The organism is Burkholderia territorii, assembly GCF_902833055.1.
In the GTDB taxonomy this organism is placed as follows: Bacteria; Pseudomonadota; Gammaproteobacteria; order Burkholderiales; family Burkholderiaceae; genus Burkholderia; species Burkholderia territorii.
In genome coordinates, this window is record NZ_CADFEJ010000001.1 from 345,533 (window position 1) to 368,146 (window position 22,614).

A 22,614-nucleotide genomic window follows, 5' to 3' on the forward strand; every position below is an offset into this window, starting at 1 on the left:
CGCGCGAAAGTTTGAGAAATATCAAGCGTGGTTTTCCCGAATCCGGTGTTCGAGAGAAGGAAACATGCACAACGACAACACTCCCCACTCGCGTCGCGATAACGACGCAGCCGCATCCGGCATCACGCGGCGTCAATGGCTGCAGGGCGCACTGGCGCTGACGGCGGCGAGCCTCACGGGCTCGCTGGCGTTGCGGGCCCTGGCCGACAACCCCGGCGCCGCGCCGCTCGATACGTTCATGACGCTCTCCGAAGCACTGACAGGCAAGAAAGGGCTGAGCCGCGTGCTCGGCGAACGCTACCTGCAGGCGTTGCAGAAGGGCTCGTTCAAGACGGCCGACGGTCTGTCGCAACTTGCCGGCGCGCTCGCCTCCGGTTCGTTGAGCCCCGATCAGGAAGCCTCCGCGCTGTCGATTCTCGGCGCGTGGTATCTCGGCATCGTCGACAACGTCGTGATTGCATACGAAGAAGCATTAATGTTCAGCGTCGTGTCCGATACGCTCGTGATTCCTTCGTACTGCCCCAACAAACCCGGCTTCTGGGCCGAAAAACCGATCGAGAGGCAAGCCTGATGGCCGATACCGATACGCAAAAAGCCGACGTCGTCGTCGTCGGGTCCGGTGTCGCAGGCGCGATCGTCGCGCACCAGCTCGCGATGGCCGGCAAGTCGGTGATCCTGCTCGAGGCAGGCCCGCGCATGCCGCGCTGGGAAATCGTCGAACGCTTTCGCAACCAGCCCGACAAGACGGACTTCATGGCACCGTACCCGTCGAGCCCGTGGGCGCCGCACCCGGAATACGGCCCGCCGAACGACTACCTGATCCTGAAGGGCGAGCACAAGTTCAACTCGCAGTACATCCGCGCGGTGGGCGGCACGACGTGGCACTGGGCTGCCTCTGCGTGGCGCTTCATCCCGAACGACTTCAAGATGAAGACCGTGTACGGCGTCGGCCGCGACTGGCCGATCCAGTACGACGATCTCGAACATTACTACCAGCGCGCGGAGGAAGAGCTCGGCGTGTGGGGCCCCGGCCCCGAGGAAGATTTGTACTCGCCGCGCAAGCAGGCCTATCCGATGCCGCCGCTGCCGCTGTCGTTCAACGAGCAGACGATCAAGAACGCGCTCAACGGCCACGACCCGAAGTTCCATGTGGTGACCGAGCCGGTCGCGCGCAACAGCCGTCCGTACGACGGCCGGCCAACCTGTTGCGGGAACAACAATTGCATGCCGATCTGCCCGATCGGCGCAATGTACAACGGCATCGTGCACGTCGAGAAGGCGGAGCAGGCCGGCGCGAAGCTGATCGACAGCGCGGTCGTCTACAAGCTCGAGACGGGCCCGGACAAGCGCATCGTCGCGGCGATCTACAAGGACAAGACGGGCGCCGACCATCGCGTCGAAGGCAAGTACTTCGTGCTGGCCGCGAACGGCATCGAGACGCCGAAGATCCTGCTGATGTCGGCGAACCGCGATTTCCCGAACGGCGTCGCGAACAGCTCCGACATGGTCGGGCGCAACCTGATGGACCATCCGGGCACGGGCGTGTCGTTCTACGCGAGCGAGAAGCTGTGGCCGGGCCGCGGGCCGCAGGAAATGACGTCGCTGATCGGATTCCGCGACGGTCCGTTTCGCGCGACCGAAGCCGCGAAGAAGATCCACCTGTCGAACATGTCGCGCATCAACCAGGAGACGCAGAAGATCTTCAAGGCCGGCAAGCTGATGAAGCCGGAGGAGCTCGATGCGCAGATCCGCGATCGCTCCGCGCGCTACGTGCAGTTCGACTGCTTCCACGAAATCCTGCCGCAGCCCGAGAACCGCATCGTGCCGAGCAAGACGGCCACCGACGCGATCGGCATTCCGCGCCCGGAGATCACGTACGCGATCGACGACTACGTGAAGCGCGGTGCCGTGCATACGCGCGAGGTCTATGCGACCGCCGCGCAGGTGCTGGGCGGCACGGACGTCGTGTTCAACGACGAGTTCGCGCCGAACAACCACATCACGGGCTCGACGATCATGGGCGCCGATGCGCGCGACTCGGTCGTCGACAAGGACTGCCGCACGTTCGACCATCCGAACCTGTTCATCTCGAGCAGCTCGACGATGCCGACCGTCGGTACGGTGAACGTGACGCTGACGATCGCGGCGCTGGCGCTGCGGATGTCGGACACGCTGAAGAAGGAAGTCTGACCGTGCGGAAATCTACTCTCACCTTCCTCCTGGCCGGCTGCCTCGCGCTGCCGGGCCTCGTGCGCGCGGCCGACTCGGCCGATCCCGCGCAGATCAAGCGCGGCGAATATCTCGCGGTCGCGGGCGACTGCATGGCATGCCACACCGTCAAGGGCGGCAAGCCGTTCGCGGGCGGCCTCGCGATGCCGGTGCCGAAACTCGGCAAGATCTACACGAGCAACATCACGCCGGACCCGGACACCGGCATCGGCAAGTGGACGTTCGAGGACTTCGAGCGTGCCGTGCGCCACGGCGTGTCGAAGAACGGCGACAACCTGTATCCGGCCATGCCGTACGTGTCGTACGCGAAGATCAACGACGACGACGTGCAGGCGTTGTACGCGTACTTCATGCACGGTGTCGAACCGGTCAGGCAGACGCCGCCGAAGAACGAGATTCCCGCGCTGCTGAGCATGCGCTGGCCGCTGAAGATCTGGAACTGGCTGTTCCTGAAGGACGGCGCGTACCAGCCGAAGCCGGCGCAGAGCGCCGAGTGGAACCGCGGTGCGTACCTGGTGCAGGGCCTCGCGCACTGCAGCACGTGCCACACGCCGCGCGGCATCGCCATGCAGGAGAAGTCGCTCGACGAGACGGGCGGCAGCTTCCTGTCGGGTTCGGTCCTCGCAGGCTGGGACGGCTACAACATCACGTCCGACCCGAACGCCGGTATCGGCGGCTGGACGCAGCAGCAACTCGTCCAGTACCTGCGCACCGGCAGCGTGCCGGGTGTCGCGCAAGCGGCCGGCCCGATGGCCGAGGCGGTCGAGCACAGCTTCTCGAAGATGACCGACGCCGACATCGGCGCGATCGCGACGTATATCCGCACTGTGCCGGCCGTCGCCAGCGGCGACGCGAAGCAGTCGCGCTCGTCGTGGGGCAAGCCGGCGGAAGACGGCCTGAAGCTGCGCGGCACGGCGCTCGCATCGTCGGGCAACGATCCGGCGCGGCTGTATCTCGGCAACTGCGCGACGTGTCACCAGATGCAGGGCAAGGGCACGCCGGACGGCTATTACCCGTCGCTGTTCCACAACTCGACGGTCGGCGCGTCGAATCCGGCGAACCTGGTGCAGGTGATCCTGAACGGCGTGCAGCGCAAGGCCGGCAGCGAGGACGTCGGCATGCCCGCGTTCCGCAATGAGCTGTCCGATGCGCAGATCGCCGCGCTGGCGAACTACGTGACCGGCCAGTTCGGCAACCCGGCCGCGAAGGTGACCGAGCAGGACGTCGCGAAGGCGCGTTGATGGCGCGCGCGACGCGGCACGAAGCAGGGCAACACTGACAAGAGGAGGAGCACAGCACATCGGGCGGGCCCCGATGCCGGTTGTTGCAGAGCGGGGCGGGCGGCCGGCAGCCGTCCGCCCTGGTTCACAGGCAATCCGGTGCGCAAGGTTCGCGTACCGCTTTCGTTGATCACACCATGACACCGAATCAACCGTTTCTCGCGTCCCAGCGCGATGTGCTGCTGCTGCTGTCCCGAATCCTGCTCGTGATCCTGTTCGTGATGTTCGGCTGGAAGAAGATCGTCGACTTCTCCGGTACGATCGCGTTCATGGGAAGCGAGGGCGCGCCCGCGCCGATCGTTTCGGCGGCGATCTCCGTCGTGATGGAGCTGTTCGCCGGCATCGCGATCCTCGTCGGTTTCCAGACGCGGCCGCTCGCGCTGCTGCTTGCGCTGTATACGATCGGTACCGCCTTGATCGGCCATCACTACTGGACGATGTCGGGCGGCGAGCAGATCAACAACATGATTCATTTCTACAAGAACATCGCGATCTCGGGCGGTCTGCTCGCGCTTTGCGCGGCGGGCCCAGGGCGTTTTTCGATCGATCGCGGGTGAACCGGGCCGCCGGCTCGCGCATGGGGCGCGTGTCGGACGGTCGAGACTCCGAGGGGGCATCATTTTGCGACTCAAACATTTCGCATGGCTGATCGCGGCCGCCGCGCCGGCGGCCGCGTTTGCACAGACGAGCGTGACGCTGTATGGCCGGATCGACGGCGGCGTCGAATACCTGAACCACATCGCGACGCCCAACGGCAGCTCGACGCGCTGGAGCGCGGAGGGCGGCGACTGGGGCACCAGCATGTTCGGCCTGAAGGGCGTCGAGGATCTCGGCGGCGGGATGTCGACGGTCTTCAACCTCGAAACCGCGTTCCAGGTGATGAACGGCACGACGGGCGGCGGACGCATGTGGTCGCGCCGCGCGTACGTCGGGCTGAAGAGCGATACGTGGGGCCAGCTGCAGGCCGGCCGCAACCTGTTCATCGACAGCGACGGCGTGTGGGAATTCGATCCGTTCGTGCAACAGGCGTTTTCGTCCGCATCGCTCGTGCGCGGCCGCAACTGGCAGCAAAGCAGCAACAACATCGAATATCACAGCCCGGTGATCGGCGGCTTCGACGTGCAGGCGCAATATGCGTTCGGCAACCAGTCGCGCGGCTTCAATTACGGCGCGGCCGACGACTTCGGCCGCTCGGACGGGATCATGATCTCGTACCACTCGCCGGTGCTCGACGTGCGCGGCATCTACGACGAGCTGCGTGACAACAACGGCAAGTTCAGCAACATCTTTACCGCGTCGCGCGAGTATTTCGTCGGCGCGAACGTGAAGGTGTCGAAGTTCAAGATCCAGGGCGCCTATACGCACTACCAGGCGCCGGACAGCCCGGCCGGCGTCGCCGATCGTGCCGATCACTACTGGCTTGGCGCGACCTACACGGCCACGCCGCAGTGGGCCGTGACGGGCGGCGGCTACTACGTGAAGGTCGGCGACGGCGGTGGCGATGCGTCGCACGATCCGTCGGGGCACGCGATCATGTACGTGCTCGGAACCACGTACAACCTGTCGAAGCGCACGTTCCTGTACGGGACGGTCGCGTATGTGCGCAACGGCGGCAACTCGAACTTCTCGCTGCTCGCGTCGCCCCGCGACGCGACGTCGGGCACGAGCCCGATGACGGGCGAGTCGCAGACGGGCGCGTATGTGGGCATGATGCATACGTTCTGAGCGCCGCGTCGCGCGCGCAAGGCACGGGTGAGGGTGGCCCGTGCGTTGTTGCGTTTACGGCGACGAATGGTAGCGCTCGCGCTGCCGTTTCATGTGCGCGTTATCGATCGCGCAAAAGGAAAAACCCCGCCGAAACCGGCGGGGTCAGTCGGGCGATGACGTTGCGGCCGCGCGCGTGCCGCGCATCACGCGTCAGTCAATCGAGCGCCTTCCCGGCCTTCTCGTCCATGCAGCGAATGGCAAGTAGCGTCAACACGCCACAGCCGATCGCATACCACGCGGGCGCATTCGGATTGCCGGTCGCCGCGATCAGCCAGGTCACGAAGAATTGCGCGAAGCCGCCGAAGATCGCGACGCCGACGCTGTAGACGAGCGCGCCGCCGGTTGCTCGCACCGCACGCGGGAACAGCTCGCCGAGCATCGCACCGGTCGCGCCGATGTTGATCGCGTGCACGACCGACAGCACGGCGATGATCGACAGCAGCGACGCGGCGCCCGGCCATCGGTTCAGCACGATGAACGCGGGATAGATCGCGGCCATCAGCACGATGCGCGTCCACCAGACGATCCGGTTGCGCCCGTAGATGTCGGACAGGTGGCCGCCGATCGGCGTCACGAGCATCAGGATCGCGCCGGCGACGCAGCCGGCCGACATCGACAGCCAGGTTGGCAAGTGCAGCACCTGCACGCCGTAGATCGCCATGTAGAACACGATGATGTAATGGATCGACGTGCCGCCGATCGTGACGCCAAGGCCCGCGAACACGGCCTTGCCGTGGTGGCGCAGCACGTCGGCGAGCGGCAGCGACGCGACCGGCTCGGCGTGCTCGGCGGCGGGCGTGGCGGCCGGCACTTCCTCGACGGTGCGGCGCAGCCAGTAACCGAGCGGCACGAACAGCGTGCCGATGATGAACGGCACGCGCCAACCCCAGCTTTCGAGCTGCGCGGCATTGAGCGTCGACGTCAGCGCGACGCCGGTGAGCGCCCCGGCGAGCGCGGCGAGCCCCTGGCTCGAGAACTGGAACGATGCGTAGAAGCCGCGACGGTGCTGCGGCGCCTGTTCGAGCAGCAGCGTCGTCGACGCGCCGACTTCGCCACCCGATGCGAAGCCCTGCAGCAGGCGCGCGAGCACGAGCAGCAGCGGCGCGGCGATGCCGATCTGCGCGAAGGTCGGCGCGACCGCGATCATCGCGGTGCCGAGCGCCATCAGCAAGAGCGTCAGGATCATCGCTTTCTTGCGGCCGGCGCGGTCGGCATACATGCCGATCACGAGGCCGCCGAGCGGACGCGTGACGAAGCCGACGCCGAAGCTCGCGACCGCGAGCATCAGTTGTCCGAACGACGAGTGCACCGGGAAGAACAGCTTGCCGATCAGGATCGCGAAGAAGCTGTAGACCGTGAAGTCGTAGAACTCGAGCGCGTTGCCGACCGCGGCGGCCGCGATCAGGCGGCGTTTTTTCGCGGCGGCGCGCGCATCGGCCGGCGAGCCGGCGAACGGAAGAGCGGACGTTTCCATGAGGTTCCCCTGCTTGAGCGCGGAACTGCGTGATGAAGGGCCGTCAGGCCGCGAGCCAGCCTTCGGCGACGCGAACCCAGTAGCTCGCGCCGATCGCGAGGATGTCGTCGTTGAAGTCGTAGCCGGGGTTGTGCACCATGCAGCCGCCCTTGCTGCCGATCCCGTTGCCGATGAACGCATAGCAGCCGGGACGCGCTTCGAGCATGAACGCGAAGTCCTCGCTGCCCATCAGCGGCGCGGACTCGGTTTCGACACGATCGGCGCCGAGCATCTGGCGTGCGATATCGGCCGCGAACGCGGTCGGTTCGGGATGGTTGACGAGCACCGGATAACCGTACGCGTAATCCACTTCCGCGGTGACGCCGAAGCTTTCCGCCTGACCCTTCGCGAGCGCTTCGATGCGGCGGGCGAGCAACGCGCGCACGTCGGCGTTCAGCGCGCGCACCGACAGCTTCATCACGACGGTTTCCGGGATGATGTTGAAGGTTTCGCCGGCCTGCACGCTGCCGACCGTGATCACGGCCGCATGCTGCGCGTCGACCTCGCGCGCGACGATCGTCTGCAGTGCGACCACGATGCTGCCCGCGGCCGACATCGGATCGCGCGCGAAGTGCGGCAGCGCGCCGTGGCCGCCGACGCCGCGCAGCGTGATCGTCACGCGGTCGGCCGACGCCATCGCGGCGCCCGTGCGGAACGCCATGTCGCCGGCGGCGCGGCCCGGCATGTTGTGGATCGCGAAGATGGCGTCGCACGGGAAGCGGTCGAACAGGCCGTCGTCCATCATCGCCTTCGCACCGCCGAAATTCTCCTCGGCGGGCTGGAAGATCAGGTTCAGCGTGCCGGAGAACCGGCGCGTCGCGGCGAGATGCCGCGCCGCGCACAGCAGCATCGCGGTGTGGCCGTCGTGGCCGCACGCATGCATCTTGTTGGCATGGCGGCTCGCATACGGCAAGCCCGTCTCTTCCGCGAGCGGCAGTGCGTCCATGTCGGCACGCAGCCCGATCGTTCGCGTGCCTTGCCCTTCGCGCATCACGCCGACGAGGCCCGTCTTGCCGATCCCGCGATGGACCTCGTAGCCCCAGCCGGTCAGCAGTTCCGCGACGAGGTCGCTCGTCAGCGTTTCCTCGAATGCGAGTTCCGGATGCGCATGAATGCGGCGGCGCACCTCGATCAGGTCGGGAGCGATCTCGGCGATGCCGGGGATGACGGGGTTCACGGCTTGCAGCATGGTGTCTCCTGTGGGGCGGTGAGGCGTTTGACGCGCATATGACGAGCAAGCATATAAATTTCTTTTGCGTACCAGAAGCTGCTAAATTGCTTTGGTGCACACCGCTGGTTGCCGCTCGGGAATACCCTGAGCCGGCGCGCGTGGCGGGGCACGGGTTTTCCACGAATCACGCATGCCGCCATGAAATACCATCAGCTGAAAGCGTTCGTCACCGTCGCGGACGAAGGGAGCATCCGCGCGGCCGCACGGCGCCTGAACGTGTCGCCGGCGGCGTTGACGAAGGCGGTCAAGGAACTGGAGATCGCGCTCGGCGTGTCACTCGTCGTGCGCACCGCGCGTGGCGTGCAGCTCACCGCGTTCGGCCAGCAGCTGCAGGTGCGCGCGCGGCTGATCGTCGCCGAGATGCAGCGCGCGCGCGACGATATCGAGCAGGCGCAGGGCGCGATGACGGGCTCGGTTGCGGCGGCGATCACGCCGGCCGCCGCGGTGACGATCCTGCCCGATGCGTTTCGCGCGTTCCGGCGGCGCTTTCCGGTCGCGCGCGTCAGTCTGATCGAAGGGTTTCCGGGCGTCGCGCTGCCGCGGCTGCACGACGGCTCGCTCGATTTCGCGGTGGCTGTCGTCGTGCCCGAACTGCTGGCGGCCGAGTTCGATCACGCGGAACTTTATGCGAGCCGATCGTTGATCGTCGCACGCAAGGAGCATCCGCTCGCGTCGGCCACGTCGCTCGCCGATCTCGTCGATGCCGACTGGCTGATGAATCCGTCGCCGGAAAGCTCGACCCAGGTGCTGTTCAACTCGTTCATCGCATACGGGCTGCCGGTGCCGCAGCGGGTCGTCGAATGCCCGAGCTTCGGCCTCGCGCACAGCCTGATGACGAGCTGCGACCTGATCGCATCGATGCCCGAACAGCTGCTGCAGGGGGAGTGGGCGCGCGACCGGCTCGCGGTGCTGCCGATCCGCGAGCGGCTGCCCGGCGTGTCCGTGCAGGTCGTCACGCGCCGCGACAGCCCGCTCACGCCGGCCGCGGCCATGCTGCTCGACTGCCTGCGCGATTCCGCGCGACGCAAAGGGCTCAGATGAGCTGCTCCATGAGCGCCACGCAGCACATCAGGTAGTGATCCTGATTATCTGGCGCGCGCCTGCGATTCGTCACGATCGACGCACGCCTGCCGCGAGCCGGTATCATAGCGGCCGGCCTGCCGCCCCGGCCGGCTTCCGACAACACGCCATCCGGCATCCAGCAATCAGAGGCATCACATGACCAGTGCAACCCAATTCGACAACGTGTCGGTCGTCAAGCGCGCGAACGTCTATTTCGACGGCAAGTGCGTGTCGCATACCGTGCTCTTCCCGGACGGCACGCGCAAGACGCTCGGCGTGATCCTGCCGTGCGCGCTCAACTTCGGCACGGACGCGCCCGAATTGATGGAAGTGCAGGCCGGCAAGTGCCGCGTGAAGCTCGACGGCAGCAGCGAATGGCAAACCTACGGCGCGGGTGAATCGTTCTCGGTGCCGGGCAACAGCCGCTTCGACATCGAAGTGCTCGAGACGCTCGACTACGTCTGCAGCTACCTGTAAGCGCGCAAGCACCGGCCGCGGCGCATGCGCGCGGCGGTGCGCCCAAACGACAAGCCCCGCCGAAGCGGGGCTTGTCGCATGCGGGGACGGCGCAAGGCCGTCAAGCGAGGCGCTTACAGGCAGGCGCTGATGTCGCCGGCCGCGGCCGCGTCGCCGCGCACGCCGACCCACGTCTTCGCGCCCGGCTTCCACGACGGACGAACCATCGCGGCCGCACCGTTCGGCGGTTGCTGGCCCGGCGCGTACACGTCGGTCGCAAGCCCGTTGGCGAGCACGTTCTGCGAGATCACCTGTTGCTGCGACTTGTCGGCCCAGGTCTTGGCGATGCACGCCGAGACGTCCGCGGCCTCCTTCTGGCTTTGTCCCACATTCTGCACGGCCGGATCGGCCGCGTGAGCAGAAATTGCCACGGTCAATGCGATGAGCGGTAAGTATTTCACGTTCACGTTTTATCTCCCTCGAGTCGTGATTGATTGAGTGGGATGCGCAGCAGAACTGCGTGCATGTGAGATTGCATCGGACAAATGCGGTTCCGGCGATTCCGAAACAAGTTGTTAACGCGCTTGCCAAACGGCAATCCGGATGCTGTGCGTTCTGTTGCGCGGCGGCATGCGTCGCGCGGTCCGTATGGAGACGCGGCGGCGACGTCATGCGTCGTGAGGTCGGCTCGCTGCCCCGAGGTGTGGCGGATTGACGGTCGCGGCGGGCTGCATGTGTCTGCATGTCGCGCCGCGACGTTTCTTTATTGAATGACGATGTGGAATGGCTGAAAGTTGGCCCCGTCGCATGAGCATCATGATGACAAACTTTCGTCCGATCAATTGTCAACGAAGTTTAAACGCGCGGGCTCGCTGCGGCACGCATGGGCGTGCCGTTTCGCGAGATCGAGCGATGACGGGAGAAGCTGGCGAGCGGCTCGTACGCCACGCACGCGATACGTGTCAGCGTGTCAGCCGGCCTTGCGTGCGCCTGCGTCGCGCAGGTTGACGGGTACGACCGGACGGAAGCGTTCGCGCTTCTGTTCGTCGTCGAAGTGCTGAAGGGCCGGCTTGATCAAGTCGCTGCGCGACACGATGCCGACGATGCGCAGCGATTGCGGATCGTCGACGACGGGCAGGCGCTCGAGGCCGAGCATCGCGAGTCGCGATGCGACCACGCGGCACGTTTCGTGTGCCTGTGCGATTGCCGGCACATGCTCGGCGAATACGCTCGCGAGCACGGCGCCCGGGCCGGCGTGCGCGCGCTGCGCGTCGAGCGTCGCGCGATCGATGACGCCGAGCAGGCGACCGTTCTGCACGACGGGGTATGCACGGTGCGTCTGCTTCACGCCGAAGTATTGCGACTCGACGACGTCGAGCGGCGTGGCGCCATCGATCGCGACGAGCGCGTCCGCCGAAGTCATCACTTCGGCGACGTCATGGCGTTCGAGCGGATCGACGCCGTATTCGCGATAGATGTGATACCCGCGGCGTGCGATCTTTTCTGTCATGATCGAACGCTTCATCACGACGGTCGCGAAACCGTGCGCGACGAGCGTCGCGGCGAGCAACGGCAGCAGCGCGTTCGCGTCGTGCGTGAGGCCGAACGCGAAGACGATCGCGGTCAGCGGTGCGCCGAGCGTCGCGCCGAGCGTCGCGGCCATGCACACGAGCGGCCACAGCGTCGGATCGCCGCCGGGCAGCACCGGCGACAGCACGGTGCCGAGGCCGGCGCCGAGCATCAGCAGCGGGGCCAGCACACCGCCCGACGTGCCCGAGCCGAGCGCGATCACCCACATCACGGCCTTCACGATCAACAGCGCGAGCGCGACCTTCAGCGCGATGTGCTGGTGCAGCAGGTCGCCGATCACGTCGTAGCCGACGCCGAGCGCGCGCGGCTCGAGCCAGCCGCCGATGCCGATCACGATCGCGCCGAGCGCCGGCCACCACATCCAGTGCACGGGCAGCTTTGCGAAGGTGTCCTCGACGCGATAGAGCGCAGCCGACAGGCCGCACGCGAGCACGCCCGACAGCAGGCCCGCGACGATGCAGGACAGCAGCGCGACGGGCGTCGGCGATGCGGTGGTCAGCGGAAACAGCGGGCCGACACCGAAGAACACGGCGCGGGCGAAACCGGCCACCGCGCATGCGAGCGCAACGGGCAGGAAACTGCGCGGACGCCATTCGAACAGCAGCAATTCGACGGCGAGCAGCACGGCGGCGACCGGCGTGCCGAACACGGCCGTCATGCCGGCGGCCGCACCCGCGACCAGCAGCGTCTTGCGCTCGGCCGCGCTCACGTGCACGCATTGCGCGATCAGCGAGCCCAGTGCGCCGCCCGTCATGATGATCGGGCCTTCGGCGCCGAACGGGCCGCCGCTGCCGATCACGACGCCGGACGACAGCGGCTTGAGAATCGCAACCTTCGGCGACATGCGGCTCTTGCCGAACAGGATCGCCTCGATCGCTTCCGGAATGCCGTGGCCGCGGATCTTTTCCGAACCGAAGCGCGCCATCAACCCGACGATCAGGCCGCCGATCACCGGCACGACGATCACCCACGCACCGAGCGTGTTGAGTGCGGGCGAGCGGTCGGCGAACGAGATCTGCTGGAAGAAGAACAGATTCGTGAACAGGCGGATCAGGCTCAGCAGCACGAACGCCGCAAGTGTGCTGAGCACACCGATTCCGGCCGCCAGCAACGCGATCCTGGGCAGGCGTTCGTTGGTCGAGAAATCGCGTTTGTGCGGTGCGTTCATCGGCGTAGGGAAAGGTCGGTAAAGCGTGGGTCAGTAATCGATCTGCGGAACCTGGAACGTGCCCTTGAGCGATTTCAGTTCCGTGCGGTGCATGGCCGCGAGGCGGGCGAGCAGCGTCTCGCCGGCTTCCTCGAGATGGACCTCGACCTGCCGGCGGTCCGCCTCGCTCGTCTTGCGCTTCACGAGCCCGAGCGCCTCGCAGCGCGTCACCAGCGCGACGACGCCGTGATGCTGCGCCTGCAGGCGTTCGGCAAGCTCGCCGATCGTGGCCCATTCGCGATGCGGGTAGCCCTTGATGTGCAGCAGCAGCAAATATTGCAGCGGCGTCACGCCTTCGCTTTGCGCGGCGCGCTCGGAGAAGCGCTCGAAGCGGCGCATCTGGTAGCGGAACTCGGACAGTTGCTGGAAATCGCTTTTGGTCAGCGCGCGTCGGGTATCGGTCATTGCGGTCGGTCTGGCAGCAGTTTCGGTAGCGTCAAATATATCATAACGTGATATATTTGACCGATTTTCTGCGGAAATCGCGGATTTTTTGCTCGTCTGCGTCAGGCCGCCTCGAGCATTTGCGTCTGCTGGTACAGGCCCGTGACGAGATCCGTCTGCGTAATGATGCCGACAAGCCGGTGCGATGCGTCGACGACCGGGATGTGATGGTGGCCCGAATGCGTAAACAGCGGCACCAGCGCGGTGATCGGCATGGTCTGCGGTACGGACGCGACGTCGCGCGTCATGACGGTGGCGACGCTGGGCGGCTGGCCGCCGAGCGACTGTGGCAGCCGCGCGGCGAGCCGCTGCCATAGCGGGGCCGGGCGGTGCGGCTGGCGCGTGAGGTCGGCGCGCGTGACGATGCCGATCAGCCGATCCTCGCCGTCCACGACGGGCAGCGCCTTCACGCGATGGCGGTCGAGCAGCGTCAGCGCGGCCGTCACAGATGTCGACGGCGCGACTTCGATCGCGTTCTTCGTCATCAGGTCGGCGCACGTGAGCTGGCCGAACGTGCGCGCATACGCCTGCATTTCCGTTTCGCGCAACAGCATTTCGAGGTCGTCCGGGTCGACGTCGAGCCATTCGCCGCGGCGCTTCAACACGGCGTCGAGATCGGCGCGCGTGAAGCCGCCGCGTGCCGGCGCGGTGCTGCCGGCTTGCGGTTTCGCATCGGGACGCACGCCGCCGTGCGGATAGCGGTGACCCGTCAACGCGTGGTACACGAGCGCGGCCGACAGCAGGATCCCCGATTGCAGCGCGATCGGCTCGACGACGAAGCCGAAGCCGAGCGAGTGGATCGCGGGGCCGCCGAGCACGGCCGTCAGCGCGACCGCGCCCGACGGCGGGTGCACGCAGCGCAGTACGAACATGCCGCCGATCGCCAGCGCGACCGCCACCGCGGCGGCCGTGATCGGATCGGCGATCGACTGCGCGCATGCGACGCCGACGGTCGCCGCCACCAGGTTGCCGCCGATGATCGACCACGGTTGCGCGAGCGGGCTCGCAGGCACCGCGAACAGCAGCACCGCCGATGCGCCCATCGGCGCGACGAGCAGCGGCACGAGGCCCGGCACGCCGGGCAGCAGCCGCATCGTGACGCCGACCGTCGCGATGCCGACGAGCGCGCCCATGCACGAGCGCATGCGCTCGCGCCAGCCGAGCGTCATCGGATGGGGGATGAAGCTGTGCAGCCATTGGAGGAAGGTGCGACGCGACGAGGAAGAGCCTGACGACATGGACGATAAGCGGCAAAAATGACGGCGAGGATGACGTAGCGCAAGGAAGGCGCAGATTATATCGCGTTGTGATACAAATTGTCGCGCTGCATCAATGCGTTGCACGTGCGCGACGCGTTCGTCGTGCGGGAACCTTTCATCCGATGAAAGGTTGGCGGCGTCGCGATCGCGCAAATTTGTCCGCGGCGGCGTACAATTCGGGCCACTCGATCCCCCGATATGCCACAACCACGCACGCGATGCCCGCTCTCACGCCCGTTCCCCGGCATGGCGATCGCTCGCGCGTGGTCCGCGCGCACGCGCCGACTTTCGTCTGACGCGGGCGCCGCGGACGTTTCCCCACCGACACTCCCCAAGCCAATTCAATGGACATGCTCGAAAACATGCGCCTGTTCGTGCGCGTTGTCGAAGCCGGCAGTTTCACCGCGGTCGCCAAAGAAATCGACGCGACCACCGCGCAGGTGTCGCGCGCGGTGTCGAATCTCGAAGCTCACGTACAGACGCGGCTGCTGCATCGCACGACGCGTCATCTCGGCCTCACCGAAAGCGGCGAGCGCTACTTCGAGCGTGCGAAATCGATCCTCGCGGAATTCGACTATGCGAACGCCGAAGCGCGCAACGCGCTGCTGCGGCCGAGCGGCAAGATGCGTATCCATGCGATGACGGGGCTCGGGCAGAGTCATGTCGTATCGTCGATCGTGCGTTACCAGGAAGACAACCCGGACGTGTCGGTCGAGCTGACACTCGCGCAGCGGATGCCGAACCTCGTCGAGGAAGGCTACGACGTGTCGATCGTGACCGCGTCGCAGCTGCCCGATTCCGGCTACGTCGCGCAGACCTGCGGAACCAGTTGCAGCGTGCTGGTCGCGTCGCGTGAGTACCTGGCGCGGCACGGCACGCCGACGACGCCCGACGACCTGCCGAACCACGTGTGCCTGCGCCTCGACACGCCTGCATCGCCGGCCAGCGAGTGGCGGCTCGAGCGAGGCGACGGCGAGGAGACGGTGTACGAGCTGCAGCCGGCGCCGTTCCAGGTCAACGTGCCGGATGCACTGTGCGTCGCGGTGCGGGCAGGGCGCGGCATCGCGTGCGTCGCGCTGTACACCGTGCTCGACGACCTCCGCGCAGGGCGCCTGATTCGCGTGCTGCCCGAGTACCGGCTGCAGACCGTCAGCGTGTATGCCGTCTATGCGACGCGCCGCTATCTCGACGCGAAGATCCGCACCTTCCTCGACCATCTGCGCACGACGCTCACGCCCGCGCTTGAGAACGACCTGCGCGAACTCGACCGGTTGGCGGTCGAACCGATGCCGGGCAGCCGCCAGCACGCGTGACGCCGCCGGCGGGCGTCATGCGCGCCGTGTGATTCGAATCCGTTCGAAGCGGCCTGCGAGCACGAGCCAGGGCGCGGCTTTGTCAACGAGCTTCGCTTGCGCACTATCGATCAGGAATCCTGGATGAAAGCGCGCGGCAAGCACGTTGGCCGTCACGCGCACGTTGCCGTGATCGGCCGATGCCGCGAGCACGAGCAAGTCTGGCTCGTAGCGATCGCCGCTGTCGCGATGTTTGCGCAGGCAGAAGTAGCTGAGTCGGCATCCGGAACGTCTACACACGCTGCGCGGTCGCGCCTCCGGCCCGGCTGATTGATTTCAAGCGCGCTCGGCCGACGCATGATGCAACCGGGTATGGGAATCGCAGCGATATCGGTCTAACATCAAGCGGCGATCGATTGATTCAAGACTTGAATGATTGAACTGAACCAGCTTCGCTGCTTCGTCGCCGTGGCCGAGGAACTGCATTTCGGCCGTGCGGCCAAGCGGCTCTTCATGACTCAGCCGCCGCTCAGCCGCCAAATTCAGTTGCTCGAACATGCGCTCGGCATCGCGCTGCTGGAACGCAGCAGCCGGCAGGTCAGGCTGACCGCGGCCGGCGAGCGCTTCTTGCGCGATGCGCGGCACATCCTCGAGTTTTCCGCGCGCGCCGAGCAGGCCGCGCAGCGCGTCGCGCACGGCAGGGCCGGCCGCATCACGCTCGGCTTCACGGCCGTCAGCGCGTACCGGATGATTCCGGAACTGCTCGCACATGCGGCACACGCGCTGCCGGACGTCGACGTCGAACTGCGCGAAATGGTGTCGACCGTGCAGATCGACGCGCTGGCGTCGCGCATGCTCGATGCGGGCTTCGTGCGCCAGCGCGCGGCGCGCCATCCGCTCGAATACCGGCTCGTGCAGCGCGAGCCGATGCTCGTCGCGGTCGCGCAGGGCACGCCGCTGGCCGCGTACGAGCGGATCGGCCCGGACGAGCTCGACCGGCAGCCGTTCATCGCGTATTCGCCGAACGAGGGCAAGTACTTCCACGACATGATCTCGGGGATGTTCGCCAGCGCGGGCCGCTTGCCGAACTACCTGCATTACGTCGGGCAGACGCACACGATCCTCGGCCTGGTGCGCGCCGGGCTCGGTGCCGCGCTGGTGCCGGCTTCGGCGCGCGAGCTGCATGTCGACGGCGTTGAGTTCCGGCCGCTCGCGGGCGTGGACATCGCGGCGGAGCTGTATCTCGCGTGGCGCGCGGACAACGACAATCCGGCGCTGCCGGTATTCAACGCGATGGTCGGGCAGTTTCTGACGGAAGGGACGGACAGCGATGTCGTTTAGGCGAGGAGGTCGGTGCGTCATCGGTCCGGATTCGCCGTGAAAGTACGGAACGGCGGCTCGATGCATCGTGCGCTCGGCCGCCCGCATACCGGGTTTCGACGACAGGCAATCCTGACCGGGCACGACGAAGCGCGGCGTCGGCAACATCCTTACTGTTCGGAAAGCTGACACACCGCGTACGCTTTCGATCGCGAAAGGGCAACGCATCGCGCCGGCCGCTTGACGCTGCATGCCGGTCGGCGCACGATACGTGCGTGCATTTGGAGCGGGGTGCGCTGGCCGCGCGTTCCCGCATCGGCGACGCACAGAAGAACAACGATGAGCCTTCACGCACTCGTACCGGAATCCCGGCGCCGCAGCCACCGGCCCGCCGGAATCGCGATCTTCCCGACGCCCGTCGCGTCACGTATCCGTCATCCCGTTTCGTACCGTGCATCGGTACACTTTCCCGTTCACGCGCCAGCCGCGAAGATGAGTGCCGATCGGCGCCGCCGCGTCGCGCGCCAGCCTGCCGCACCCGAATACCGCATCGCGCACGACGCTTACACCGGCGTCTCGTGACGCCGCCGCCACGCGATCGCACATCGCACCGTCGACCGCCCGCGCGCGGCGGCACCGGAGTCCGAAGCATTTCGATTGAGCATGACGCAGCTTACGCACGCAGTTCAGTTCGAGGTTCAAGGAGAAAAACTCATGTCGCAGCTTTCGAATGAAGCAAACGGCAGTTCGGGGAATGGCAAGACAAAACTGATCAAATGGGCGATCATCATCGCCGGTGTGGCGATCGCGGCACCGGCCGCGCTGTTCATCCTGAAGGGGATGATCGCGCTGATCACGGCGGCCGTGATCGGCCTCGGGGCGATCTATTTCGCGCCGGTCGTCGCGATGAAGTTCGCGAACCAGAAGGTGAAGATGATCGTCGAGGAAGCGCAGGCGAATCCGGTCGAGACGCTCGTCAACCAGCTCGCGGAAAAGCGTCAGGCCGCGCAGAAATTCGCGGACAGCATCACCGCGTTTCGCACCGAAGTGAAGAACTTCGGCGACAAGACCGAACTGTTCGAGAAGCAGTATCCGGATGACGCGCCACGCTTTCGCGCGCAGCTCGACACGATGAAGCAGCTGCTCGCGTTTCGCGAAAGCCGCTACAAGCAGGTGCAGGCGGAACTGAAGAATTTCGCGGCCGCGATCGATCGCGCGAAGGCGATGTGGGACATGTCGCAGGCGGCGCAGCACATGAACAAGCTCGCTGGCCGGCAGACCGCCGATACGTTCGAGCAGATCAAGACCGACGTGGCCGTCGATTCGGTGATGCGCTCGGTGAACAAGGCATTCTCCGAAATGGAGACGTCGCTGCTGGACAATCCCGAGGTCAAGCAGGCGCAGCAGCAGGCGGTGATCAACGGCACGCCCGTGCCCGGCCCCGATGCGGCGCAGGCCGCTGCATTGCCGTCGAAACAACAATAACTTCCCGCAGGCACGCAACCATGAAAAAACTTCTCGGTGCAGTCGTGTTTCTGGTGGTACTCGTCGGCGTATGGATCGTCCACCAGGGCGGCCTGTCGACATTGATTCCAGCGCACGATGCGGCGCCCGGCGCGACGTCCGCGCAGGCAGGCGACACGGGCCAGCCCCCGCAGCCGACGACGTCCGGCAACGTGCTGCCGGCCGGCTTCACGCCGCAAGCGAGCACGCTGAAGTCGATCGCCGAAAACGGCGTCGTGCGCATCTCGGTGCAGAACCCGAGCGAACCGTTCTTCGGCGAGGACAAGGGCGCGCCGCACGGCTTCAACGTCGAATTCGCGCGGCTGCTGTTCTCGGATCCGTCGTTCTCGCACGGCGGCAAGCCGGTCGTCGTCGATACGCGCCACGAAGTCGATACGTATCCGGGCGTGCCGAAGCAACTCCTCGATACCGATGCGAAGGGCAACCATGTGGTCGACGTCGCGATGGACGGGCTGACGTTCCCGGACAACACGCCGGCAGGCGTCGTCTACTCGGTGCCTTACGTCGACGATTTCGGCTATTCGCTGATCGTGCGGCAAGGCTCCGCGATCCGCTCGGCCGACGATCTGGCCGGCAAGACGATCGGCATCCTGAAAGGCGACCCGGACGTGCGCGCGTTCGTCACGCGCCAGTATCCGAACGTGCGGTTCGTCGAGATCGACGATTCCGACCCGGCGTTCATCGCGAAGAGCCTCGACGGCCATGTGGTCGACGCGTTCGTCTACGACTACCCGTTCGCGGTCAGCTCGATCAAGGGCACCGACCTGAAGTTTGCGGTAACCAAGCTCGACGGCTCGAACATCGCATACAAGATCGGCGTGCGTGCCGACGACCAGGACCTGCTGATCTACCTGAACGCCGCGATCGCGAAGCTCAAGCAGTCGCCGCAGTATCTGGACCTGCTGCGCAAATATTTCGTCAGCGACCAGACGATGACGACCGCGGCCGCGTCGGGCGAGAAGACGTACGTGGTGAAGGCGGGCGACACGCTGAACATGATCGCGGCGAGCAAGCTCGGCAGCGGCCAGCGCTATCGCGAGATCCAGCGCCGCAACAACCTCGCGAATCCGAACCTGATCCTGGCTGGCCAGCATCTCGTGATTCCGGTGCGGTAGGCGCGTCGTGAAGGGAAGCAGGTGAAGCGAAGAGGGTGAAGCGGGGAAGGTGAAGCACGGCGCGCGGCACGGCGGATCGTTTTCGCCGTGCCGCGCGCCGTTTTACATCAGTGGGTGATCGACAGGAACAGGTAGGCCGCGAACAGCGACAGATGCACGACACCGTGCAGCACCGTCGTGCGTCCCTGGCTGAGCGTCAGCGTGCTGACCAGCAGCGTCAGCGACATCAGCACGGTTTCCATCGCGCCGATGCCGAGCGTGAGCGGCTGGCCGACCCAGATGAACACGGCCGCGACGGTCGGGATCGTGAGCCCGATGCTCGCGAGCGCCGAACCGAGCGCGAGGTTCATGCTGGTCTGCAGCCGATTCGCGCGCGCCGCGGTGACGGCCGCGAGCCCTTCGGGCAGCAGCACGAGCGCGGCGATCACGATGCCGACCGCGGCTTCGGGCGCGCCGAGCTGCATCACCGCATGCTCGACGGCCGGCGACAGCAGTTTCGCGAGCAGCACGACCGCGACGAGGCTCGCGAACAGCAGCACGAGGCTGATCAGCGCGGTGCGGCCGCTCGGCGGCGCCGCGTGCACCGACTCGTTCGCGCTGTCGTGCTCGGTGAGGAAGTAGTCGCGATGGCGCACGGTCTGCACGAATACGAATGCGCCGTACAGCACGAGCGACGATACGCCGGCGAACGCAAGCTGCGATTTCGAAAAGAACGGGCCGGGCGCCGCGTTCAGGTAGTTCGGCATCACGAGCGACAGCACCGACAGCGACGCGAGCACCGCGAGCGCCTTGCTCGCGCCGCGCCCCTGGAAATCCTGCTCGCCGTGCTTCCACGCGCCCACCAGCAGGCAGAGGCCAACGATGCCGTTGCAGATGATCATCACGGCGGCGAACACGGTGTCGCGCGCGAGGCCGGATTTCTCCGGGCCTGCGCCGAGCATCACCGATACGATCAGCGCGACCTCGATGACGGTTACGGCCACCGCGAGCACGAGCGTGCCGAACGGCTCGCCGACGCGGTGCGCGACGACTTCGGCATGGTGGACGGCGGCGAACACGGCGCCGGCGAGCGCGGCGGCGAACACGGCGATGACGAGGCCTTCGGCCGGCACGACGCGCGACAGCGCGAGTACCAGCCATGCGGCAAGCGGGGCCCAGAGGGTCCAGCGCGGGAGCTGGTTGGACGAGAGCGGCATGGACGGTTTCCTATGCGAGTGGCGGCGCGCGACGCGCCGTCACGGGTTGACGAAGCCCGGCCGGATGATCCGCCGAACGAGGACGATGAAGCTGATGCACGGCAGCACGGAACCGTGCTGCCCGGGGTTCGCCGCCGTGAGGCGGCGAGGAGCGCGGGCGGGGCCCGTCGCTGGATGAAACGGTTCGATGTGACCGAATGCCCAAGGCGGGGCGACGGCAAGTGACCTCAGGCGCGCCGGCAGGGATGAACCGACCCCGAAAGGCCAAGGACGGCGGACGGCAACGGCGTGACACGCGCTTTCCCCTCGAAATCCGGCGAATTGTCGAATTTTATCAGGCGTTCGGGGGGCACTATCTCATATTCGAACGCTTTCATTGACCTTTCGGTTTACAAAAAGTGCCCCAAACCCTGAATTTTTTGTTTTTACGGTTTTCGTAACAGTCTCTTGCACGACAAATTCGGGCTCGCCCTGACATAAATCTACCGACCGGTCGGTTTATAATCGCTCGCACTTCCATTTCATGACGGATCGCAAGCGATGGCTGTTTCTTCTGCACACTCGGTGAATTCGGGCGCACTGGCGCCGTCGGCGGTCGTCGGCGTGATCGGCGCCGGCGCGATGGGCGCCGGTATCGCGCAGGTCGCAGCGGCGGCCGGCCATGCGGTGCTGCTGTACGACCTGAACGAAGCCGCGTGCGACAAGGCGCTTGCCGGCATCCGCGCGCAGTTCGCGCGGCTCGCGGAGAAGGGCCGTCTCGAGCCGGCGCAGGCTGACGCAGCCGGCAGCCGCATTCGCGCGGTGCGCGAGCTGGCCGAGTTCGCCGGCGCGGCGTTGATCGTCGAGGCGGCGGCCGAGCGGCTCGACGTAAAGCGCGAGATTTTCGCGACGCTCGAGCGCCATGTCGACGATCGCTGCATGCTGGCGACCAACACGTCGTCGATCTCGATCACGTCCATCGCGGCCGGGCTGCGCGCGCCGCAGCGCGTGGCCGGCCTGCACTTCTTCAACCCGGCGCCGCTGATGGCGCTCGTCGAGGTGGTCAGCGGGCTCGCGACCGCGCCGGAAGTCGCGCAGGCGCTGTATGACACGGCCGTCGCGTGGGGCAAGCGGCCGGTGATGGCGAAATCGACGCCGGGGTTCATCGTGAATCGCGTCGCGCGGCCGTATTACGCGGAGGCGCTGCGCGTGCTCAACGAGCAGGGCGGCACGCCGGCCTCGATCGATGCGGTGATGCGCGAAGCTGGCGGCTTCCGGATGGGGCCGTTCGAGCTGATGGACCTGATCGGCCACGACGTGAACTTCGCGGTGACCGAGTCGGTGTTTCGCGCGTACTTCAACGACCCGCGCTACACGCCGTCGCTGATCCAGCAGGAGCTCGTGAACGCAGGCTTCCTCGGACGCAAGTCGGGGCGCGGTTTCTATTCCTATGCCGACGGCGCGGCGCCGCCCGTGCCCGAGCTGGAAGCGCCGCGCGACGCGCCGGCCGACGTCACGCTGTTCGCGCAGGACGGCCCGGCCGCCGCGCTGCATGCACGTGTCGCCGAACGCGTCGCGGGCGCGCGGCAGAACGGCGCGCATGCCGACGAACTGCTGGCCGTGGCCGGGCGCGCGTCGATCGCGCTGACCGACGGCCGCACCGCGACCGCGCGCGCGGCGCAAACGGGCGTGGCCGAGCTCGTGCTCGTCGACCTCGCGCGCGATTACGCGCAAGCGGGGCTCGTCGCGCTGACGCGCGCGCTTCAGTGCAGCGATGCCGCCTATGCGGACGCGGTCGGGCTGTTCCAGCAGGCGGGTTTCCGCGTCGTCGGCCTTGCCGACGTGCCGGGCATGATCGCGATGCGCACCGTCGCGATGCTCGCGAACGAGGCGGCCGACACGGTGAACCAGGGCGTGTGCTCGCCCGCCGATCTCGATCTCGCGATGGAGAAGGGCGTGAACTACCCGTGCGGCCCGCTCGCATGGGCCGATGCAATCGGCATCGGCCGCGTGCATCGCGTGCTGTCGAATCTCGCGGCCAGCTACGGCGAGGACCGCTATCGCGTGTCGCCGCGCATCGCCGCGCTGCACGAGGCCGGCCGCACGTTCCGTTAGCCGCCGGCACGCTAACACTGATCACGATAACGACA

Annotated in this window: 22 protein-coding genes; 12 read left to right on the plus strand and 10 right to left on the minus strand. The window is 66.5% G+C overall.

Annotation, left to right across the window (positions count from 1 at the left end; genetic code table 11):
* Window positions 1-64 precede the first annotated feature (64 nt).
* The 5 genes from HW466_RS01530 (at window position 65) to HW466_RS01550 (ending at window position 5,234) form a co-directional block, all read left to right on the plus strand.
* A complete protein-coding gene (locus tag HW466_RS01530) occupies window positions 65-571 on the plus strand; it encodes a sugar dehydrogenase complex small subunit (protein ID WP_059774067.1) in 507 nt (168 codons plus the stop codon).
* Window positions 571-2,190, plus strand: a complete 1,620-nt coding sequence (locus HW466_RS01535; protein ID WP_059451170.1) for a GMC family oxidoreductase — start codon at window positions 571-573, stop codon at window positions 2,188-2,190. The genes HW466_RS01530 and HW466_RS01535 overlap by 1 nt, the downstream gene beginning before the upstream one ends.
* Before the next feature lie 2 nt (window positions 2,191-2,192).
* Window positions 2,193-3,470, plus strand: a complete 1,278-nt coding sequence (locus HW466_RS01540; RefSeq protein ID WP_060347293.1) for a cytochrome c — start codon at window positions 2,193-2,195, stop codon at window positions 3,468-3,470.
* A gap of 176 nt (window positions 3,471-3,646) precedes the next feature.
* Window positions 3,647-4,066, plus strand: coding sequence for a DoxX family protein (locus HW466_RS01545; RefSeq protein WP_059451172.1), 420 nt, complete (start codon window positions 3,647-3,649; stop codon window positions 4,064-4,066).
* A 64-nt stretch (window positions 4,067-4,130) separates the two neighbouring features.
* Window positions 4,131-5,234, plus strand: coding sequence for a porin (locus HW466_RS01550; protein WP_059774064.1), 1,104 nt, complete (start codon window positions 4,131-4,133; stop codon window positions 5,232-5,234).
* Between the two features lie 196 nt (window positions 5,235-5,430).
* Here HW466_RS01550 and HW466_RS01555 read toward each other — a convergent pair whose 3' ends face one another.
* Window positions 5,431-6,750, minus strand: a complete 1,320-nt coding sequence (locus HW466_RS01555) for an MFS transporter (RefSeq protein WP_151004857.1) — start codon at window positions 6,748-6,750, stop codon at window positions 5,431-5,433.
* A 43-nt stretch (window positions 6,751-6,793) separates the two neighbouring features.
* Window positions 6,794-7,978 (minus strand): M20 aminoacylase family protein, encoded by a 1,185-nt coding sequence (locus tag HW466_RS01560; RefSeq protein WP_174905487.1) that lies wholly within the window; start codon window positions 7,976-7,978, stop codon window positions 6,794-6,796.
* Between the two features lie 180 nt (window positions 7,979-8,158).
* Between HW466_RS01560 and HW466_RS01565 the strand changes: the two genes are divergently transcribed.
* On the plus strand, window positions 8,159-9,061 hold the full coding sequence (locus HW466_RS01565) for a LysR substrate-binding domain-containing protein (protein WP_059451176.1): 903 nt from the start codon (window positions 8,159-8,161) through the stop codon (window positions 9,059-9,061).
* Between the two features lie 177 nt (window positions 9,062-9,238).
* Window positions 9,239-9,559 (plus strand): pyrimidine/purine nucleoside phosphorylase, encoded by a 321-nt coding sequence (ppnP, locus tag HW466_RS01570; protein ID WP_060118359.1) that lies wholly within the window; start codon window positions 9,239-9,241, stop codon window positions 9,557-9,559.
* Between the two features lie 113 nt (window positions 9,560-9,672).
* Here the strand turns inward: ppnP and HW466_RS01575 are convergent, their stop codons facing one another.
* From HW466_RS01575 to HW466_RS01590, 4 genes are all read right to left on the minus strand, one after another.
* Window positions 9,673-10,005, minus strand: a complete 333-nt coding sequence (locus tag HW466_RS01575; RefSeq protein WP_174905488.1) for a hypothetical protein — start codon at window positions 10,003-10,005, stop codon at window positions 9,673-9,675.
* Window positions 10,006-10,508: 503 nt separating this feature from the next.
* Window positions 10,509-12,296 carry a chloride channel protein gene (locus tag HW466_RS01580; protein WP_151006083.1) on the minus strand — a complete coding sequence of 596 codons (1,788 nt, stop codon included), beginning with the start codon at window positions 12,294-12,296 and terminating at the stop codon, window positions 10,509-10,511.
* 30 nt (window positions 12,297-12,326) lie between these two features.
* Window positions 12,327-12,740 (minus strand): MarR family winged helix-turn-helix transcriptional regulator, encoded by a 414-nt coding sequence (locus HW466_RS01585; RefSeq protein WP_059507566.1) that lies wholly within the window; start codon window positions 12,738-12,740, stop codon window positions 12,327-12,329.
* A 101-nt stretch (window positions 12,741-12,841) separates the two neighbouring features.
* Window positions 12,842-14,017, minus strand: a complete 1,176-nt coding sequence (locus HW466_RS01590) for an HPP family protein (RefSeq protein WP_059798626.1) — start codon at window positions 14,015-14,017, stop codon at window positions 12,842-12,844.
* Between the two features lie 365 nt (window positions 14,018-14,382).
* On the opposite strand from HW466_RS01590, the gene HW466_RS01595 reads away from it, so the two are divergent.
* Window positions 14,383-15,351, plus strand: coding sequence for a LysR family transcriptional regulator (locus HW466_RS01595; RefSeq protein WP_059451180.1), 969 nt, complete (start codon window positions 14,383-14,385; stop codon window positions 15,349-15,351).
* A 15-nt stretch (window positions 15,352-15,366) separates the two neighbouring features.
* Here the strand turns inward: HW466_RS01595 and HW466_RS01600 are convergent, their stop codons facing one another.
* Window positions 15,367-15,630 carry a Rossmann-fold NAD(P)-binding domain-containing protein gene (locus HW466_RS01600; RefSeq protein ID WP_170296702.1) on the minus strand — a complete coding sequence of 88 codons (264 nt, stop codon included), beginning with the start codon at window positions 15,628-15,630 and terminating at the stop codon, window positions 15,367-15,369.
* Between the two features lie 132 nt (window positions 15,631-15,762).
* Between HW466_RS01600 and HW466_RS01605 the strand changes: the two genes are divergently transcribed.
* Window positions 15,763-16,671 carry a LysR family transcriptional regulator gene (locus tag HW466_RS01605; protein ID WP_151005708.1) on the plus strand — a complete coding sequence of 303 codons (909 nt, stop codon included), beginning with the start codon at window positions 15,763-15,765 and terminating at the stop codon, window positions 16,669-16,671.
* A 402-nt stretch (window positions 16,672-17,073) separates the two neighbouring features.
* Here HW466_RS01605 and HW466_RS01610 read toward each other — a convergent pair whose 3' ends face one another.
* Window positions 17,074-17,352: a hypothetical protein gene (locus HW466_RS01610; RefSeq protein WP_174905489.1), complete on the minus strand. Its 279-nt coding sequence runs from the start codon at window positions 17,350-17,352 to the stop codon at window positions 17,074-17,076.
* Between the two features lie 12 nt (window positions 17,353-17,364).
* Here HW466_RS01610 and HW466_RS01615 point away from each other — a divergent pair, with 12 nt between their 5' ends.
* Together HW466_RS01615 and HW466_RS01620 are read left to right on the plus strand one after the other, a co-directional pair.
* A complete protein-coding gene (locus tag HW466_RS01615; protein ID WP_151005710.1) occupies window positions 17,365-18,135 on the plus strand; it encodes a hypothetical protein in 771 nt (256 codons plus the stop codon).
* Between the two features lie 20 nt (window positions 18,136-18,155).
* On the plus strand, window positions 18,156-19,289 hold the full coding sequence (locus HW466_RS01620) for a transporter substrate-binding and LysM peptidoglycan-binding domain-containing protein (RefSeq protein WP_059792712.1): 1,134 nt from the start codon (window positions 18,156-18,158) through the stop codon (window positions 19,287-19,289).
* Window positions 19,290-19,396: 107 nt separating this feature from the next.
* Here HW466_RS01620 and HW466_RS01625 read toward each other — a convergent pair whose 3' ends face one another.
* The gene (locus HW466_RS01625; RefSeq protein ID WP_151005712.1) at window positions 19,397-20,485 is read right to left on the minus strand and encodes a calcium:cation antiporter; all 1,089 of its coding nucleotides are present in this window, start codon (window positions 20,483-20,485) and stop codon (window positions 19,397-19,399) included.
* Window positions 20,486-20,712: 227 nt separating this feature from the next.
* Entirely contained in the window at window positions 20,713-20,862 is a 150-nt protein-coding gene (locus tag HW466_RS01630) for a hypothetical protein (protein ID WP_155623728.1), read from the minus strand.
* A gap of 163 nt (window positions 20,863-21,025) precedes the next feature.
* On the opposite strand from HW466_RS01630, the gene HW466_RS01635 reads away from it, so the two are divergent.
* Window positions 21,026-22,579 carry a 3-hydroxyacyl-CoA dehydrogenase gene (locus tag HW466_RS01635; protein WP_060118368.1) on the plus strand — a complete coding sequence of 518 codons (1,554 nt, stop codon included), beginning with the start codon at window positions 21,026-21,028 and terminating at the stop codon, window positions 22,577-22,579.
* The last annotated feature ends 35 nt before the right edge of the window (window positions 22,580-22,614 follow it).